Below are 16,693 nucleotides of genomic sequence, written 5' to 3' on the forward strand. Positions count from 1 at the left end.
GCACCCGCGTCTGCGACCGCCGGTCAGCGGGTGCGCTCACCGCTCACTCTTCCTCGCTCGCGATCGCGTTGACCGCGGCGGCGGCCATGGCACTGCCGCCCCTGCGGCCCCGTACCACCAGGTGCTCCAGACCGGAGGGGTGCGCCGCCAGGGCGTCCTTGGACTCGGCGGCGCCGACGAAGCCGACCGGGACGCCGATGACGGCGGCGGGCCGGGGCGCGCCCTCCTCGATCATCTCCAGCAGCCGGAAGAGGGCGGTGGGTGCGTTGCCGACGGCGACCACGGCACCCTCCAGCCGGTCGCGCCACAGCTCCAGCGCGGCGGCGCTGCGCGTGGTGCCCATCTTCGCCGCCAACTCCGGGACGGCCGGGTCGGACAGCGTGCACAGCACGTCGTTGCCGGCGGGCAGCCGCCTGCGGGTCACACCGCTGGCCACCATCTGGACGTCGCAGAGGACGGGCGCGCCCGCCCGCAGGGCCTTGCGGGCGCGGGCCACCACGCCTGGTGTGTAGCCCAGGTCCCGCACCAGGTCGACCATTCCGCAGGCGTGGATCATCCGGACCGCGACCTGGCTGACGTCGGCGGGCAGGCCCGAGAGGTCCGCCTCCGCGCGGATGGTGGCGAAGGACTGGCGGTAGATGGCCGCCCCGTCCTTCTCGTAGACGTACGTGGTCACGGTGCTCTTCTCGCTGATCTCGGTCGTCGTACGGCTTGAACGGAGTGCAGCCGTGGACACGGCGGCGAGCTTACCGACCGTCGCGCGGACCGACTGCCAACCCCCTCGTACTGCTGTTAACGTGCAGTTGCACATCATTGGCAATAACGTCGAAGGATGTTGGACATGGCGGTTTACACGCTCCCGGAGCTTCCGTACGACTACGCGGCTCTCGAACCGGTCATCAACCCGCAGATCATCGAGCTGCACCACGACAAGCACCATGCGGCGTACGTGAAGGGGGCCAACGACACGCTGGAGCAGCTCGCGGAGGCGCGGGACAAGGAGTCGTGGGGCGCGATCAACGGCCTGGAGAAGAACCTGGCCTTTCACCTTTCCGGCCACATCCTGCACTCCATCTACTGGCACAACATGACCGGTGACGGCGGCGGCGAGCCCCTCGCCGCGGACGGCGTCGGTGACCTCGCGGACGCGATCGCCGAGTCCTTCGGCTCGTTCGCCGGTTTCAAGGCGCAGTTGACCAAGGCCGCCGCGACCACACAGGGTTCCGGCTGGGGCGTCCTCGCCTTTGAGCCGCTCAGCGGCCGGCTGATCGTCGAGCAGGTCTACGACCACCAGGGCAACGTCGGTCAGGGCTCGACCCCGATCCTGGTCTTCGACGCCTGGGAGCACGCCTTCTACCTCCAGTACAGGAACCAGAAGGTCGACTTCATCGACGCGATGTGGGCCGTCGTCAACTGGCAGGACGTGGCCCGGCGTTACGCCGCCGCCAAGGAGCGCGGCGACAGCCTGCTGCTCGCGCCCTGACGGCAGCGCCTTACCCGCTCCCGCGAGCGCGTCACTCGCGGGAGCTCCCCGCGGTCTGCGGAGCGCTGACCTTCGGCCGGTCCCGGTCACCGGCGCGCAGCACGCCCGCGAAGGCGACGAGTCCGCAGGACAACACGGTCACCAGGCCGAACGACACCACCAGGCTGGTCGCCTGGGCGAGTGTGCCGATGGCGCTCGGCGCGACCAGCCCCGAGGTGTAGGTGATGGTCGCGACGCCCGCGATGGCCAGGCTGGGGTTCGTCCCGCTGCGGCCCGCCGCCGCGAAGCACAGCGGGACGACCACCGCGATCCCGAAGCCCATCAGCGCGAATCCCGTCATCGCCACCGCCGGATGACCCGAGACGACGATCAGCAGCCCGCCGAGCACGGCGAGGACACCGCCCGAGCGCACCGTGCGCACGGAGCCGAACCGGTCCACCACCTTGTCCCCGGCTATTCGGGCGATAGCCATGGTGAGCGTGAAGCCCGTCGTGCAGGCCGCCGCCAGACCGGCCGAGGCCGCCAGCTGATCGCGCAGATAGACCGCCGACCAGTCCAGGCTCGCGCCCTCCGCGAACACCGCGCAGAACCCGACCGCGCCGATCAGCAGCGCCGACCGTGGCGGCAGTGCGAAGCGGGGCGGCGGTTCCTCGTCCTCGGCCGACTGGAGGTCGAGCACCCAGGTGCAGGCGGCCACGCCCAGCACGGTCAGGATGGCCGCCGCCAGCACGTGATGCACCCGGGCGTCCGCGCCGAGGTGCGCGGCGAGCGTGCCGCCCGCCGAGCCGATCAGGGCGCCAGCGCTCCACAGGCCGTGCAGGCCCGACATGATCGACCGGCCGAGGCGGTTCTCCACCTCGACGCCGAGCGCGTTCATCGCCACGTCCGCCATGCCCGCCGTGGCGCCGTAGGTGAACAGGGCCAGACAGAGCGTCAGCAGGTTCGGCGCGAAGGAGGGCAGGACCAGCGAGAGCGTCCACAGCGCGATCAGGCCGCGCAGGGCGTTCCGGGCGCCGAAGCGGTGGCTGATACGGCCCGCGAGTGGCATCGCGACGGAGGCGCCGAGCGCCGGAAAGGCGAGGGCGAGCCCCAACTGGCCCGCGCTCACCCCGGCATGATCCTGGATCCAGGGCACACGGGTCGCGAACGAGCCGGTGACGGCGCCGTGCACGGCGAAGACGGCGGCCACGGCATAGCGGGCCCGCCTCACCTCGCGTAGGTCGTACACCACTGCACTCATTCTCGGGCCCCTCCCTGGCTCACGGTTCTCGCTGGCGCCGCGTAAACTATCAGGAACCCTGCCTGATAGATAGCGGATTACCGGTCGCCGATCTGGAAGGATCCCGGCATGCCCGCATCCCCGAGTACCGCCCGAGCCATCAACGACCGGCTCGCCCTGCGTCTGCTCCAGCGGGAGGGCCCGTTGACGGCAGGGCAGTTGAAGGAGCTGACCGGGCTGTCCCGGCCGACCGTCGCCGACCTCGTCGAACGCCTCGCCGCCGCCGGTCTGATCGAGGTCGTGGGGGAGTCGGGCGCACAGCGGCGGGGGCCGAACGCGAAGTTGTACGGGATCGTCGCCGACCGGGCCCATCTGGCCGCGCTCGACGTGCGCACCGAGAGCGTCTCCGTCGTCGTGTCCGACCTGCTCGGCAAAGTGCTCGTCGAGGCGTCCGTGCCGATCGGCGACGACGCGGGCACGGGACCGGCGGTGGAGCAGGCCGTGACGCTGGTCGAGCGTGTGGCGAAGGAGGCCACGGCGATGGCGGCGCCTCCGCGTGAGCCCGTTCCGGAGTGGGGGAGGCTGCACACCGTGGGCATCGGCGCCCCCGGCCTGATCGACCCGGCCGGCGGTGAACTCCGGGACACCTCGGGCCTGCCTCAGTGGCATCGCCGACTGGTGGCCGTCCTTCAGGAACGGTTCCCGGACGCCCGCGTCAGCGTGGAGAACGAGACCAACCTCGCCGCGCTGGCGGAGATGCGCGACGGCGCCGCCCGGGACCGTGACACCTTCGTCCTGCTCTGGCTCGGCATGGGCATCGGCGCCGCCGTCGTCCTGGACGGACGGCTCCGCCGCGGGGCCTCCGGCGGCACGGGCGAGATCGGCTTCCTGCCGGTTCCGGGGACCACGGGTCTGCCGTCGGCGACCGACTGCGAGGGCGGCTTCCACTCGCTGGCCTCGGCGGGGGCGGTGGCGGCGCTCGCCGCGGAGCACGGGTTGACGGCTTCCGGGGGCGCGGGGGCGGAGTATGCCGCGGAGGTCGTTCGGGAGGCGGTGGGGCTGGCGGCGGGCGGAGGTTCGCCCGGTGCGCCCGCCGGCCGTTTCCTGGACGCCCTCGCCGACCGCGTGGTCCTCGGCGCCGCCGCCGTCACTTCCGTACTGGACCCCGGCTGTCTGGTGCTGGCGGGTGAGGTGGGCCGGGCGGGCGGCGAGGTACTGGCCGAACGCGTCCAGGCCCGCTTGGCGCGGATGTCACCGCTGCCCACAGAAGTACGCGCCACCAGCCTGGGCGGCGGCGCGGTTCTGCGCGGGGCGCTGCTGACCGCCCGCGACCGCGCCCAGGAGGAACTGTTCGCGCCGGCGGCCTCTCTTCGGTTGGGAGGGCCCGGCGGCGGGCAAGGGCCGTCGTCACCGCCGCCGGGCCGGTCTGCTCGGGATGAGACCTTGGTAGACGACGATAGAAAGGACTAGACCATTGCGTCAATAGGTGTGGACCAATCTCAAAGCGGTTCTCCAGTGCCCGAGTTGGAGCCCTCGCGGCCCGCCAGGGAAGTCCACAGACGCCGCCTGTGAGCCACTGCACATGCTTCACCCGTATGGACTTCGGCCAGGCGTGGCACACTGGCCGTGTACCAGAAGCAGCGCACTCCGGGGTCGGTGAAAGTCCGAACCGGCGGTTACAGTCCGCGACCCGGTCGCCTCCAGCGGCCGGTTGACCAGGTGAAATTCCTGGACCGACGGTTAAAGTCCGGATGGGAGGCAGTGCGCGGCGGGCGGGCATTCGTGCGCGCCGCCGATCATGCTCGTCCTTTCGGGGACGGGTCCGTCCGGCGTCGCCCCAGTGCCGCAGTCCGTACATTCTGTCGTCATCGACAGCCCCGGAGTCCGTGCCCGAAGAGGCAGGAGGACCCGGGAAGTGTTCACCGGAATCGTCGAAGAGCTGGGTGAGATCACCGCCGTCGAGAACCTCGACGACGCGTCCCGCTTTCGGCTGCGTGGCCCCATCGTCACCGAGGGCGCGAAGCACGGCGACTCCATCGCCGTGAACGGCGTGTGTCTCACCGTCGTCGACCACGAGGGCGACGAGTTCACCGCCGACGTCATGGCCGAGACCCTGAACCGATCCAGCCTCGGCGTCCTCGCCGTGGGCTCCCGCGTCAACCTCGAACGCCCCACGGCCGTCGGCGCACGCCTCGGCGGCCACATCGTGCAGGGGCATGTCGACGGCACCGGCGAGGTCCTGGAGCGCAAGCCCTCCGACAACTGGGAGATCGTGAAGATCTCCCTCCCCGCGGACCTCGCGCGCTACGTCGTCGAGAAGGGCTCCATCACCGTCGACGGCATCAGCCTCACCGTCGTCGACGCCGGCCCCGACTACTTCTCCGTCAGCCTGATCCCCACCACCCTCGACCTGACCACGCTCGGCCTCAAGCAGCCCGGCGACCCGGTCAACCTCGAGGTCGACGTCATCGCCAAGTACGTCGAGCGGCTGCTCGCGGCGGGCCAGGGGGCAGCACGGTGAACGGGCTGAACTCCGAGGCCTTCGTCCTCTTCGACCAGCACATCCTCTGGTCGGACATGATCGGCAACGTCCTCGGCCTCATCGCCCTCGCGCTCGGCTGGCAGCGCTCCCTGTGGACCTGGCCGGTGCAGTTCCTCTCCGGCCTCATCCTCTTCGGGGCCTTCTTCGGCCATCTGACCGGCAGCGCCGGCAAACAGACCGTCGTCATGGCCGTCGCCCTGTACGGCTGGTGGCAGTGGAACCGCAGCAGGGGCCGGTCGAAGGACGGCCAGATCGCCCCGCGGTTCGCCAGCCGGCGCGAGCGCGGCGCGATGGTCGCCGCCGCCGCCGTCGGCACGGTCGCGGTGGCCCTGCTCTTCAAGGCATATCCGACCCTGTCCTGGGACCCTTGGCCGGACGCCTACATCTTCGTCGGCACCGTCGTCGCGATGTACGCCCAGGCCCGCGGCATGGTCGAGTTCTGGTTCGCCTGGCTGCTCGTCGACCTGGTCGGCGTGCCGCTCAACTTCGCCAACGGCTACGCCTTCTCCGGCTTCGTCTACGTCATCTACGGCGCACTCGTCCTGTGGGGCATGCGCGACTGGTGGCTGCGCTCCCGCAACGACGCGCGGCCCGTTCTGGAAGGAGCGCCGGCATGAGCGCGGCACCCATCCTGTACAGCACAGACAACATCGAGGACTGGTCGCTCGACCCGATCGAGCAGGCCATCGCCGACATCGCCGCAGGCCGCCCGATCGTGGTCGTCGACGACGAGGACCGGGAGAACGAGGGCGACCTCGTCATCGCCGCCGAGAAGGCGACCCCCGAGATCGTCGCCTTCATGATGAGCGAGTGCCGTGGCCTGATCTGCGCCCCCATGGAGGGCGGTGAGCTGGACCGGCTCAGGCTGCCGCAGATGGTCGAGGACAACACCGAGTCCATGAAGACCGCGTTCACCGTCTCCGTGGACGCCTCCGCCGCGCACGGCGTGAGCACCGGCATCTCCGCCGCCGACCGTGCCACCACACTCCAGCTCCTCGCGAGCGGCGACGCCGAGGCCGGCGACTTCGTCCGCCCCGGCCACATCTTCCCGCTGCGCGCCCGGCCCGGCGGCGTGCTGGTCCGCAACGGCCACACCGAGGCCGCCGTCGACCTCGCCCGTCTCGCGGGCCTGCGCCCGGCCGGCGCCATCGTCGAGATCGCGGGAGAGGACGGCCGTATGCTTCGCCTCCCCGAACTGATCCCGTTCGCCCGCAAGCACGGCCTGACGATCATCTCCATCGAGGACCTGATCGCCTACCGCCGGACCTCGGAACCCACCGTCCGCCGTGAGGCGCAGACCCATCTCCCCACGACCTTCGGCGACTTCACGGCGTACGGCTACCGCTCCACCGTCGACGGCGTCGAGCATGTCGCCCTGGTGCACGGCGAGATCGGCGACGGCGAGGACGTCCTCGTCCGAGTCCACTCCGAATGCCTCACCGGCGACATCTTCCACTCCCTGCGCTGCGACTGCGGCCCCCAGTTGAGTGCCTCCCTGGAGCGCATCCAGGCCGAGGGCAGGGGAGTGGTGGTCTACCTGCGCGGCCATGAGGGCCGCGGCATCGGTCTGCTGTCCAAACTGAGGGCGTACGAACTTCAGGAGCGCGGCCGCGACACCCTCGACGCCAACCTGGAACTCGGCCTGCCGGCCGACGCCCGGGACTACGGCGCCGGCGCACAGATCCTGGAGGACCTCGGCGTCCGCAGTGTGCGCCTGATGACCAACAACCCCGACAAGACCGACGCGCTCGTCCGCCATGGCCTCAAGGTCAACGGCCGTGAGCCGATGCCCGTACAGGCGGGCGAGCACAACCTCCGCTACCTGCGCACCAAGCGGGACCGGATGGGGCACGACCTGCCCTGGCTGGACACGGCCACCGTGTCCGCCTGCGGCAACCAGTGAGAGAACATCAAGGAGAGACGTTGAGCGGCAAGGGTGCACCGGAACTGTCCGTACGCAATGTGGGCGACCTGCGGGTCGCCGTCATCGCGGCACAGTGGCACGAGAAGGTGATGGACGGCCTGGTGGACGGCGCCCTGCGCGCCCTGCACGACCTGGGCATCGACGAGCCGACCCTCCTCAGGGTCCCCGGCAGCTGGGAACTCCCGGTCGTGGCCAAGGTCCTCGCGGACCGGGGCTATGACGCGGTCGTCGCCCTCGGGGTCGTCATCCGGGGCGGCACACCGCATTTCGAGTACGTGTGCCAGGGCGTCACCCAGGGCCTCACCCAGGTCTCCGTGGACACCGGCGTCCCCGTCGGCTTCGGCGTGCTGACCTGCGACACCGAGGAGCAGGCCCTCGACCGGGCCGGACTGCCCGGCTCGAACGAGGACAAGGGACACGAGGCGGTGACGGCCGCGGTGGCGACCGCGGCGACGCTCCGCTCAGTATCCGAACCGTGGCGCTAGGTCGGTCGGCACACCGCGTAAAGTGAGCGCCACCATGTCCAAGAAGACGTTCGAGGAGCTCTTCACCGAGCTCCAGCACAAGGCCGCAAACGGCGACCCCGCCACGTCCCGCACCGCGGAACTGGTCGAGAAGGGCGTCCATGCCATCGGCAAGAAAGTCGTCGAGGAGGCCGCCGAAGTCTGGATGGCCGCCGAGTACGAGGGCAAGGAGGCAGCCGCCGAGGAGATCTCGCAGCTGCTCTACCACGTTCAGGTGATGATGGTCGCCCGCGGCATCTCCCTGGACGACGTCTACGCCCACCTCTGAGCCGTAACCCGCACACCCGCACCGTACGCACGAACAAAGGAAGCCGACCTCATGCTGCGCATCGCCGTCCCCAACAAGGGTTCCCTGTCCGGCCCTGCGGCGGAGATGCTGCATGAGGCCGGCTACCAGCAGCGCCGCGAGTCCAAGGAACTGCGGATCGTCGACCCGCACAACGAGGTCGAGTTCTTCTACCTCCGCCCCCGCGACATCGCGATCTACGTCTCCACCGGCCGCCTCGACATCGGCATCACCGGCCGCGATCTGCTCATCGACTCCGGCGCCAAGGCCGAGGAGATCCTCCCGCTCGGCTTCGCCCGCTCCACCTTCCGCTACGCCACCAAGCCCGGCACGGCGAAGGGCGTCGAGGACCTGGGCGGTATGACGGTCGCCACCTCGTACGAGGGCATCGTCGAGGGGCACCTCGCCGACCACGGCATCGACGCCTCCGTCGTCCACCTCGACGGCGCCGTCGAGACCGCCATCGAACTCGGAGTCGCCGAGGTCATCGCGGACGTCGTCGAGACCGGCACCTCACTGCGCAACGCGGGCCTCGAAGTCATCGGCGAGCCGATCATGAAGTCCGAGGCCGTGGTGATCCGCCGCACCGGCGCGGAGCCCGAGGACAGCGCCGAGCCCAAGGTGCAGCAGTTCCTGCGCCGCCTCCAGGGCGTCCTGGTCGCCCGGACGTACGTGATGATGGACTACGACTGCCGGGTCGAGCAGTTGGAGAAGGCCGTCGCGCTCACGCCCGGTCTGGAGTCCCCGACGGTCTCGCCGCTGCACAATGAAGGCTGGGTCGCCGTCCGTGCGATGGTCCCGGCCAAGGAGGCCCAGCGGATCATGGACGACCTGTACGACATCGGCGCCCGGGCCATCCTGACCACCGCCATCCACGCCTGCCGCCTCTGAGGGGCCGTGGAGAACATGTCCGACCTGCCTGCCCTCCCCGTCACGTTCCGGCCGGGCCACACCCGGGCCGTGCTGCTCACCGCCGGTACGGCGATCTTCGTGGTCATCACGACCGTCGCCATGCTGCTGGAGCAGCTCAGCCCGGGGGAGCGCCTCAGCTTCGTCTTCACGGCGGCGCTGCTCTTCGGTGTGCTGCTCATGCTCTCCCGGCCGAAGGTGGTCGCCGACGAGTCGGGCGTCACGGTGGTGAACATCGCCGGCAGCCGCCATCTGGAATGGGCCGAAATCCTTCAGGTGAACCTGCGTCCGGGCGATCCCTGGGTGTTCCTCAACCTCAGCGACGGCACCAGCCTGCCCGCGCTCGGCATCCAGCCGGGCATCGCCAAACAGCGTGCCATCGCAGACGCGAGGACCCTGCGGGCGCTCGCCGAAGCCCGTTCCACAGCGCGTCCCGAGGAACATCACGGCTGACTCGGGGGCGTCCACCCTGCCGCACATGCCCCTGTCTTGATTAATCTGTTGGCGGAGGCGTTTTTCGCTGCGCCTCCGCCCCTGCGCGCCGCCCGGTGCCCAGGGGTTCCTGCTACCCGAGGAGTGACCCCCTCCGGCGATGGACGGATCGTCCTGTAGTACCTGCGCCGCCCCCTGTCGACATAGCGTCGAGGCGGCGGCATCATGACCACCCCTCTGCTGCTCCTGGCAGCCGCATTCCTGCTGATTCTCGCCAACGGTTTCTTCGTGGCGGCCGAGTTCGGCCTGGTGACGGTCGAGCGCCCGGACGCCGAGAAGGCCGCGGCCGAAGGCGACCGACGGGCCCGTACGGTCGTCGAGTCGCTGAAGGAGCTCTCCTTCCAGCTCTCCGGCACCCAGCTCGGCATCACCATCACCTCCCTCGTCGTCGGCATGCTCGCCGAACCGGCGCTCGCCCAGCTGCTGGACGGCCCGTTCACGGCGATCGGCATCCCGGACGGCGCGGTGCCCGGCGTGGCCGTGGTCGTCGGCATGCTGCTGGCCTCGGCCGTGCAGATGGTGATCGGCGAACTCGTGCCGAAGAACTGGGCGGTCTCCCGCCCGCTCCAGGTCGCGCGCTTCGTCGCCGGCCCGCAGCACGCCTTCGCCCGGCTGTTCCGCCCGGTGATCGCAGGCCTGAACGCGGTCGCCAACCGGCTCGTCCGCACCCTGGGCATCGAGCCCGCCGAGGAGCTGGCCTCCGCCCGCACCCCCGGCGAACTCGTCTCGCTGGCCCGGCACTCCGCCCGCGCCGGCACCCTGGAACAGGACACGGCGGACCTGTTCGTACGGACCCTGTCGCTCGGCGAGCTGACCGCGCAGCACGTCATGACCCCGCGCGTGAAGGTCAGCGCGTTGCAGTCGTCGGCGACCGCCGAGGACGTGGTCAATCTGACGCGCGCCACCGGTCTGTCCCGCTTCCCGGTCTACCGGGAGCGGATCGACGAGATCGTCGGCATGGTCCACCTCAAGGACGCCCTGGCGGTCCCGGTCCACGAACGGCTGCGCACCCCCGTCACCCGGATCGCGCAGACCCCCCTGCTGGTCCCCGAGACCCTGCCCGTGCAGCCGCTGCTGGCGCGGCTGCGCAGCGAGCAGCCCATCGCCGTGGTCGTCGACGAGTACGGCGGCACGGCGGGCGTCGTCACGCTGGAGGACATCGTCGAGGAGATCGTCGGCGAGGTCCGCGACGAGCACGACGGCCAGGACGTACCCGAACTCGCCCCCGCCCCGGCGGAGGACGGCAGGCCCGCGTGGGACGTCGACGGCAGTTGCCGCGTCGACATCCTCCAGCGCATAGGCCTCGACGTGCCCGAGGGGCCCTACGAGACGGTCGCCGGACTGGTCGCCGATCTGCTCGGCCGGATCCCGGCCGTCGGCGACAAGGCGGAACTGCCGGGCTGGCGGCTCGCCGTGCGCCAGGTCGGCCACTACCGCGCGGAGCGGGTACGGCTGGTCAGGACGGCTCTGGCTGTCGCGGAGGCCGTCCGATGAGCGTGCTCCAACTTCTGTTCGCCGGGCTGCTCGTGCTCACCAACGGCTTCTTCGTCGGCGCCGAGTTCGCCCTCGTCTCCGTACGCCGCAGCCAGATCGAACCGCTCGGCACCGCCCGGGCCCGGCAGGTGCTGTACGGGCTGGAACGGCTGCCGCAGATGATGGCCGCCGCCCAGTTCGGCATCACCGTCTGCTCGTTGACGCTCGGCGCGGTCGCCGAGCCGACGGTCGCGAAGATACTGGAACCGTTCTTCGAGTGGATCCACCTCCCGCACGCGATGATCCACCCGCTGGGCTATGTCATCGCCCTGGCCACCGTGGTCTTCTTCCACCTCGTCATCGGCGAGATGGTCCCGAAGAACCTCGCGATGGCCGCCCCGGAGAAGGTCGCGCTGTGGCTCAGCCCCGGTCTGGTCGCCTTCGCCCGGCTGTGCAGGCCGATCACCGTGGCCCTCGGCGCCTGCGCCCAGGGCATCCTGCGGCTCTTCCGTGTCGAGCCCAAGGACGAGGTCGAGGCGGTCTTCACCAGCGAGCAGCTCAACCGGCTGGTGGAGGACTCCGGCCAGGCCGGCCTGCTCGACCCCGAGGAGCAGGAGCGGCTGGAGGACGCGCTGGAGCTGGGTTCGCGGCCGGTCACCGATGTGCTCCTCGGCCGCGAGTCGCTGGTGACCGTCCCTCCCTCGGTCACCCCGGGCCAGATCATCGAGCTCACCGCCCGCACCGGGTACTCGCGCTTCCCGGTCGTGGCCGACAACGGTGCCTTCATGGGGTACCTGCACGTCAAGGACGTACTCGACCTGGAGGAGTCCGAGCGTGCGGTGCCGCAGCAGATCTGGCGGCCGATGACGACCCTGCGGTCGGAGCTGCCGCTGGATGACGCGCTGACGGTGATGCGGCGGGCCGCGACGCACCTTGCGCAGGTGGCCGACGGGGCCGGGAAGGTCCTGGGGCTGGTGGCGCTGGAGGATGTGCTGGAGCTCCTGGTGGGCGAGGTGCGGGACCCCGCCCATCGCGAGGTCACCGCCGTGCCCAAGGTGTCCGAGCCCCGGTCGGGGGCGGCGGAGGAGGTGCTGGCGAGCTGATCGCGAGCGGAGCCGCAGGGTCCCTCACATCGCCGACGGATCCTGCGGCCCCCGCCCCGACAGCACCTCCCCGTACGCCTGCATCAGGTCGGGCAACCGCAACGTCGACAAGTCGTCACGGGTCAGCGTGCCGGGATAGGCGGACAACCGCAGATCCCGGTACGCACAGCTCTTCTCGTACAGCGTGCGCAGGAACCGTCCGTTCCCCAGCTCGTCGATCCACCCCTGGTCGACGACGTGCCCCGCGATGGACCGCAGCTCGTCCAGTGCCTCCTCGTCCCACACGTCCCCGTTCTCCGCGGCCAGCACTTCGCCGATGGAGGTGAGTTCGAGGGGGCGGTAGGAGGGGAAGTCGACGCGGCTGGTGAAGCGGGAGGACAGGCCGGGGTTGGCGGCCAGGAGGCGGTCCATGCCCTCGGGGTAGCCGGCCAGGATCACCACGAGGTGGTCGCGGTTGTCCTCGGCCCGCTTCAGCAGTACCTGGAGCGCCTCGTCGCCGTACGCGTCCCCCTTGCCGTATCCCGAGTTGGAGAGCGAGTAGGCCTCGTCGACGAAGAGGACGCCGCCGATCGCGGAGTCGATCAGTTCGTTGGCCTTCACCGCCGTCTGGCCGAGATACTCGCCGACCAGGTCCGCCCGCTGGGCCTCCACCAGGTGGTCGCCGCCGAGCAGGCCGAGGGCGTAGAAGACCCGCCCCAGGATCCGGGCCACCGTCGTCTTCCCTGTCCCCGACGGCCCCGAGAACACGAAGTGCCGCTTGGGCGGCTGGACCGGCAGTCCCTGTCCGGCCCGCAGCCGAGCCATGTTCAACTGCGCCGACAACGCCTTGACTTGGCGTTTCACCGGTTCCAGACCCACCATGCGCTCAAGCTCGGCGAGTGCCTCCTCGAGCAGTGCGGGATCGGTCGGGCCGGTCGGCAGCGCAGGCGTCGGGACGATCGACTTCTCCCGCACCGCCGGGTCGATCGCCGACGGCAGCGGGCCCGTCGGCGGCATGTCGGGCCCGGACAGCTTGAGGTCACGGCCCTCGATGCCGAAGAGCGGGTCGATGCCGTCCGGCCCCTCGATGACGTCCTGGCCGCCGGACAGTGTGATCGCCGCGAGGTCGGTGGAGTCGTCGTACCCGTCGCCCTCGGCGATCGCCGCGAGCCGGGCCGAGGTGTCCATGAAGGCGGGGTCGATGCGGTGCACGGCACGGTAGAGCGGGAGCGCGGCGGCCGACCTGCCCGTTCCCTCGTGCGCCCGCGCCAGCCAGTAGCGCAGCTCCTTGCGCTGCGGTTGTTCGCTGCGGCAGCGCATCAGGGCCGACGAGAGGAGCGGTTCGGCCTGGCCGTACATCTCGAGCCGGACCCGGGCCATGCCGCCGAAGAGTCCTGCCTCGATGCCGAGCAGCGGATCGTCGATCAGCGGGTCGGTGTGCCGGACGAGCTGTTCCCAGTCCTTGACCAGATAGGCACGGCAGGCGTGCAGGAAGCGGACCTGGTGGTCGGTGTCCACCGGCGGCAGACCCGCGAGGGCGCGGTCGAGTTCAGGTACGTGCCGGCCGTCCAGCCAGTGGGAGGCGTGCGCGAGCAGCAGGTCGCGCGGGCTCTCCAGGACGGGCTGCACCCACCAGCCCAGCCAGTACCACGAGTTGAGGGTGCGGCGGTGCCGGGTGCGCTGTTCGCCGAAGCGGTCCCGGTGGCGGAACATCCTGAGCAGCGCGGTCGTCGTGTCGACGCGCAGCGCGTGCAGTCCGAGCCAGCCGTCGGCCATCCCGGGGTCCACCCGCACCGCGGTCCGGAACTCCTCCTCCGCCTGTGGATAGGCGCCCATCGTGTAAGCATCGACGCCTCGCAGCCAGGCGAGGTCGGCCGGGGCCTCGGGGCCCCGCGTGCCGAAGTCCATCACGTCCCCCCACAAACCGTGCCCCCGTTCGGTTCGCCGCCGGGCCCGGTGCCCGTCGGCAGCCTTGGCCGAACCGCCGTACCGCGGACCGGAGTTGCAACGGTGCGCAGAGCAGCCGTCCGAAGGTCGCACCGAGGGCATCGTACCTGCGCCGGTGTCGCCCGCCCCAGGGTGCCGCACAGGCCGTTTGACGAGGTGGGAGCAGATGGGGCGCATTCGGTTCGGTGACCGAGGGTGAGCGAATCATGCCGTGCAGCGCCCGAAATGGGTGAAGAGGACAGAACGAAGCCCCCGATCACGGGGGAACAACCGGGGGCTTCGCGTCTGTGGGGCGGCTCCAAATGGCCGCACATTGAGAACGTAAGACCTGTACGGCCCCCAGGTCAAGCCGAGTTGGGGGAGTCCGGGAAGTTCCGCGGCGCGGGTCTTCACAAGTTCAGCACATTGCCGATAGCTCGTCACCGTGCGTGAGCACGTGGTCCGGACCAGGCCTTCATGCGGGCCCCGAATGCACCTCGTACCCCTTTTCGCACTGCTGTACCAGGAGGTCGGCAAAGGGGCGCGAAGGGTCGTCGGCGAAGTGCCGCCGCTCCGCCTCGACCCACCCGGCCCAGAACTCCCGCTGCTCCTCCCCGTCCCGGGTCCGCCCACGCGTCCAGGCCTCCTCGCGGGGCACCTCCATCCACAACAGGTGGGCCAGATGCGGCCGCAGCGCCTGGCGCCCGGCGCCGACTCCCTCGATGAGGATCACGGGTGCGGGCGGCAGGAGACGGAACGGTCCGAAGCGGCGGGCGCGCCAGTCGTAGGGGGCGTAGCGCGCGGTCTCGCCCCGGTCGAGCGGTTCGATCACCTGGGTCAGCAGCCGTTCCGTCCAGTCGAACAGCTGCTCATGGCTGGCGATGTCGTCGAGACGGAGGACGGGTGCGCCGCCCAGTGCGTCGGCCAACCGCCCGGCGAACGTGGACTTTCCGGAGCCGGCGTGCCCGTCGATGCCGATCAGCCGGACCGGGCCGCAGGACGGGGAGAGGCGGCGGAGGCGGCGCGAGAGGTCGTGAATGGTGCTTCCCAGGGTGGCGGGGGCGGGGCGTGCATACATTCTACGAGCGAGGGTGCGCCGCAGGTCGTCCCAGTGGGCGCACCCATATTGGTGGGTGTGGCATCGGTGGATGTGCTGGCAGGAGCACGTCGCCTCCGTTCATAGTTGTACGCACCACCGTGCACCGGACCTGCCCCGACTCGGACACCTGGGGGTCTTCCGCCCATGAGCAGAGCCGAACAGCCGTCCCGCAGGAGTGTCCTGACCGCCGCGGTCGTCGCGGCGGTCGCGGGCGGCTCGGCCCCCGTGTCCGCGGCCGACACCGCGGCGGACGCCGAGGACCCCGTGCAGACCCTGGCCCCCACCGTCGACAACCGCGCCTGGACCGCCTACGCCGACTGGGGCGGCGGCACCGCACAGGGCACCCGGGCCGTCGCGGGCGCCCGTCCCGGCGTCGTGATCGACGCCCCCGCGGGGACCGTCGAGTACACCGACCCGCACACCAGCACGACGGCCACCTGGGAGTACGCGACCTGGACGTCCCCCGTCCACCGGCTCTCCGTCCCCGCGACCGAGGCGATCGCGTCCTGGAACGCGCACACACCGGACGGCACCTGGCTCCAGGTCGAGCTTCAGGGCACCTACACGGACGCCACGGACACCCCCTGGTACGTGATGGGCCGCTGGGCGGCGGGCGACCAGGACATCAAGCGGACCTCGGTCGACGACCAGAGCGACGGCAAGAGCAGCATCTGGACGGACACCTGCGCGATCGACGACCCGTCGACGGGCCTGCGGCTCGCGTCGTACCGGCTGCGCCTGACCCTCTACCGCAAGCCGGGCACGACGAGCACCCCCACGGTGTGGCGGCTGGGCGCGATGGGCTCCGACGTCCCCGACCGCTTCACCGTCCCGGCCTCCACGCCGGGCCTCGCCCGGGAGCTGATCGTCCCGCCCTACTCGCAGGAGATCCACAGAGGCCAGTACCCCGAGTACGACAACGGCGGCGAGGCCTGGTGCAGCCCCACCTCCTCGCAGATGATCATCGAGTACTGGGGCGGCCGGCTCACGCCCGAGCAGCTGGCCTGGGTCGACCCCTCGTACACCGATCCGCAGGTGTGCCACGCGGCCCGCTTCACCTATGACCACCAGTACGAGGGCTGCGGGAACTGGCCGTTCAACGCCGCCTACGCGGCGACCTTCCAGGGTCTCCAGGGCGTGGTCACCCGGCTCGGCTCGCTCGCCGACCTGGAGACGCTGATCGCGGCCGGCATCCCGGCCCTGACGTCCCAGTCCTTCCTGTCGGGCGAGCTGACGGGGGCGGGGTACGGGACCGCCGGGCACCTCATGACGGTCGTAGGGTTCACCGCGGACGGCGACGTGATCGCCAACGACCCGGCTTCGCCGGGCAACGAGGCGGTGCGTCACGTCTACAAGCGCCGGGAGTGGGAGAACATCTGGCTCCGCACCAAGCGCCACAACGCGGACGGCGAGGTCGTCTCCGGCACGGGCGGCGTCTGCTACCTGTACTTCCCGGCGCATCCGAGCCCGGGGCAGCTCACGGCGCTCGCGGAGGTCGGCGTGCGCTGAGGTGCGCGTTCGGCTGTGACCAAGGTCTCCGCCGCAAAAGCCTCCGATGGTGGCAAGGTGGACAGCATGACCGCGAACGCAGCCACCACCACGCGCGCCCGCACGGGCGGCCCCAAGGAAGACGGCCCGAAGCTCCTCGAGCACGCCATGGGCTGGACCCTCGTCGTGGTCGTCGCGATGCTCGTGGCCCAACTCGGACTGATGTGAGTTGATCCCCTGTTCGAC

The 16,693-nt window shown here is 70.7% G+C and carries 17 protein-coding genes and 1 riboswitch; of the genes, 13 read left to right on the top strand and 4 right to left on the bottom strand.

From position 1 onward, the window contains the following. Positions 1-43: 43 nt before the first annotated feature. Positions 44-676 (bottom strand): precorrin-8X methylmutase, encoded by a 633-nt coding sequence (locus tag ACIHFB_RS38190; RefSeq protein WP_400129347.1) that lies wholly within the window; start codon positions 674-676, stop codon positions 44-46. Between the two features lie 165 nt (positions 677-841). On the opposite strand from ACIHFB_RS38190, the gene ACIHFB_RS38195 reads away from it, so the two are divergent. Beyond that, a complete protein-coding gene (locus ACIHFB_RS38195) occupies positions 842-1,483 on the top strand; it encodes a superoxide dismutase (RefSeq protein ID WP_365282594.1) in 642 nt (213 codons plus the stop codon). A gap of 31 nt (positions 1,484-1,514) precedes the next feature. Here the strand turns inward: ACIHFB_RS38195 and ACIHFB_RS38200 are convergent, their stop codons facing one another. Next, the gene (locus ACIHFB_RS38200; protein WP_400129305.1) at positions 1,515-2,723 is read right to left on the bottom strand and encodes an MFS transporter; all 1,209 of its coding nucleotides are present in this window, start codon (positions 2,721-2,723) and stop codon (positions 1,515-1,517) included. A 108-nt stretch (positions 2,724-2,831) separates the two neighbouring features. Between ACIHFB_RS38200 and ACIHFB_RS38205 the strand changes: the two genes are divergently transcribed. The 10 genes from ACIHFB_RS38205 (at position 2,832) to ACIHFB_RS38250 (ending at position 11,955) form a co-directional block, all read left to right on the top strand. Continuing rightward, on the top strand, positions 2,832-4,172 hold the full coding sequence (locus tag ACIHFB_RS38205; protein WP_365282596.1) for an ROK family transcriptional regulator: 1,341 nt from the start codon (positions 2,832-2,834) through the stop codon (positions 4,170-4,172). 168 nt (positions 4,173-4,340) lie between these two features. Then, positions 4,341-4,471: riboswitch (FMN riboswitch) on the top strand. A gap of 146 nt (positions 4,472-4,617) precedes the next feature. Beyond that, the gene (locus ACIHFB_RS38210; protein ID WP_365282597.1) at positions 4,618-5,223 is read left to right on the top strand and encodes a riboflavin synthase; all 606 of its coding nucleotides are present in this window, start codon (positions 4,618-4,620) and stop codon (positions 5,221-5,223) included. Further along, positions 5,220-5,861 carry a nicotinamide mononucleotide transporter family protein gene (locus tag ACIHFB_RS38215; RefSeq protein ID WP_365282598.1) on the top strand — a complete coding sequence of 214 codons (642 nt, stop codon included), beginning with the start codon at positions 5,220-5,222 and terminating at the stop codon, positions 5,859-5,861. The genes ACIHFB_RS38210 and ACIHFB_RS38215 overlap by 4 nt, the downstream gene beginning before the upstream one ends. Beyond that, on the top strand, positions 5,858-7,147 hold the full coding sequence (locus ACIHFB_RS38220) for a bifunctional 3,4-dihydroxy-2-butanone-4-phosphate synthase/GTP cyclohydrolase II (RefSeq protein ID WP_400129306.1): 1,290 nt from the start codon (positions 5,858-5,860) through the stop codon (positions 7,145-7,147). Before ACIHFB_RS38215 ends, ACIHFB_RS38220 begins: the two co-directional genes overlap by 4 nt. 20 nt (positions 7,148-7,167) lie before the next feature. Next, the gene (gene ribH / locus ACIHFB_RS38225; protein WP_365282600.1) at positions 7,168-7,653 is read left to right on the top strand and encodes a 6,7-dimethyl-8-ribityllumazine synthase; all 486 of its coding nucleotides are present in this window, start codon (positions 7,168-7,170) and stop codon (positions 7,651-7,653) included. A 34-nt stretch (positions 7,654-7,687) separates the two neighbouring features. Then, on the top strand, positions 7,688-7,960 hold the full coding sequence (locus ACIHFB_RS38230; RefSeq protein WP_257562976.1) for a phosphoribosyl-ATP diphosphatase: 273 nt from the start codon (positions 7,688-7,690) through the stop codon (positions 7,958-7,960). 51 nt (positions 7,961-8,011) lie between these two features. After that, positions 8,012-8,869: an ATP phosphoribosyltransferase gene (hisG, locus tag ACIHFB_RS38235; protein ID WP_365282601.1), complete on the top strand. Its 858-nt coding sequence runs from the start codon at positions 8,012-8,014 to the stop codon at positions 8,867-8,869. A 15-nt stretch (positions 8,870-8,884) separates the two neighbouring features. Continuing rightward, complete coding sequence (locus tag ACIHFB_RS38240) at positions 8,885-9,340, top strand: PH domain-containing protein (protein ID WP_400129307.1); 456 nt, start codon at positions 8,885-8,887, stop codon at positions 9,338-9,340. A 204-nt stretch (positions 9,341-9,544) separates the two neighbouring features. Continuing rightward, on the top strand, positions 9,545-10,873 hold the full coding sequence (locus tag ACIHFB_RS38245) for a hemolysin family protein (protein WP_365282603.1): 1,329 nt from the start codon (positions 9,545-9,547) through the stop codon (positions 10,871-10,873). After that, positions 10,870-11,955 (top strand): hemolysin family protein, encoded by a 1,086-nt coding sequence (locus ACIHFB_RS38250; RefSeq protein ID WP_365282604.1) that lies wholly within the window; start codon positions 10,870-10,872, stop codon positions 11,953-11,955. The genes ACIHFB_RS38245 and ACIHFB_RS38250 overlap by 4 nt, the downstream gene beginning before the upstream one ends. 24 nt (positions 11,956-11,979) lie before the next feature. On the opposite strand, the gene ACIHFB_RS38255 is transcribed toward ACIHFB_RS38250, so the two are convergent. Beyond that, positions 11,980-13,842 (bottom strand): AAA family ATPase, encoded by a 1,863-nt coding sequence (locus tag ACIHFB_RS38255; RefSeq protein WP_400129308.1) that lies wholly within the window; start codon positions 13,840-13,842, stop codon positions 11,980-11,982. 493 nt (positions 13,843-14,335) lie between these two features. After that, positions 14,336-14,938 carry a uridine kinase gene (locus tag ACIHFB_RS38260; protein ID WP_400129309.1) on the bottom strand — a complete coding sequence of 201 codons (603 nt, stop codon included), beginning with the start codon at positions 14,936-14,938 and terminating at the stop codon, positions 14,336-14,338. Between the two features lie 165 nt (positions 14,939-15,103). On the opposite strand from ACIHFB_RS38260, the gene ACIHFB_RS38265 reads away from it, so the two are divergent. Next, positions 15,104-16,468 carry a peptidase C39 family protein gene (locus ACIHFB_RS38265; protein ID WP_400129310.1) on the top strand — a complete coding sequence of 455 codons (1,365 nt, stop codon included), beginning with the start codon at positions 15,104-15,106 and terminating at the stop codon, positions 16,466-16,468. Positions 16,469-16,534: 66 nt separating this feature from the next. After that, positions 16,535-16,675, top strand: coding sequence for an SCO1431 family membrane protein (locus tag ACIHFB_RS38270; protein ID WP_400129311.1), 141 nt, complete (start codon positions 16,535-16,537; stop codon positions 16,673-16,675). The last annotated feature ends 18 nt before the right edge of the window (positions 16,676-16,693 follow it).

It is taken from the genome of Streptomyces sp. NPDC051963 (genome assembly GCF_044593495.1).
Taxonomy (GTDB): Bacteria; Actinomycetota; Actinomycetes; order Streptomycetales; family Streptomycetaceae; genus Streptomyces.

Excerpts from the sequence above, each read along its gene's own strand:
- ACIHFB_RS38245 (WP_365282603.1), top strand. The coding sequence starts at position 9,545 with ATGACCACCCCTCTGCTGCTCCTGGCAGCCGCATTCCTGCTGATTCTC.
- ACIHFB_RS38240 (WP_400129307.1), top strand. The coding sequence starts at position 8,885 with ATGTCCGACCTGCCTGCCCTCCCCGTCACGTTCCGGCCGGGCCACACC.
- ACIHFB_RS38250 (WP_365282604.1), top strand. The coding sequence starts at position 10,870 with ATGAGCGTGCTCCAACTTCTGTTCGCCGGGCTGCTCGTGCTCACCAAC.
- ACIHFB_RS38200 (WP_400129305.1), bottom strand. The coding sequence starts at position 2,723 with ATGAGTGCAGTGGTGTACGACCTACGCGAGGTGAGGCGGGCCCGCTAT.
- ACIHFB_RS38220 (WP_400129306.1), top strand. The coding sequence starts at position 5,858 with ATGAGCGCGGCACCCATCCTGTACAGCACAGACAACATCGAGGACTGG.
- ACIHFB_RS38230 (WP_257562976.1), top strand. The coding sequence starts at position 7,688 with ATGTCCAAGAAGACGTTCGAGGAGCTCTTCACCGAGCTCCAGCACAAG.
- ACIHFB_RS38270 (WP_400129311.1), top strand. The coding sequence starts at position 16,535 with ATGACCGCGAACGCAGCCACCACCACGCGCGCCCGCACGGGCGGCCCC.
- ACIHFB_RS38205 (WP_365282596.1), top strand. The coding sequence starts at position 2,832 with ATGCCCGCATCCCCGAGTACCGCCCGAGCCATCAACGACCGGCTCGCC.
- ACIHFB_RS38260 (WP_400129309.1), bottom strand. The coding sequence starts at position 14,938 with ATGTATGCACGCCCCGCCCCCGCCACCCTGGGAAGCACCATTCACGAC.
- hisG (WP_365282601.1), top strand. The coding sequence starts at position 8,012 with ATGCTGCGCATCGCCGTCCCCAACAAGGGTTCCCTGTCCGGCCCTGCG.
- ACIHFB_RS38195 (WP_365282594.1), top strand. The coding sequence starts at position 842 with ATGGCGGTTTACACGCTCCCGGAGCTTCCGTACGACTACGCGGCTCTC.
- ACIHFB_RS38265 (WP_400129310.1), top strand. The coding sequence starts at position 15,104 with ATGAGCAGAGCCGAACAGCCGTCCCGCAGGAGTGTCCTGACCGCCGCG.
- ACIHFB_RS38255 (WP_400129308.1), bottom strand. The coding sequence starts at position 13,842 with ATGGACTTCGGCACGCGGGGCCCCGAGGCCCCGGCCGACCTCGCCTGG.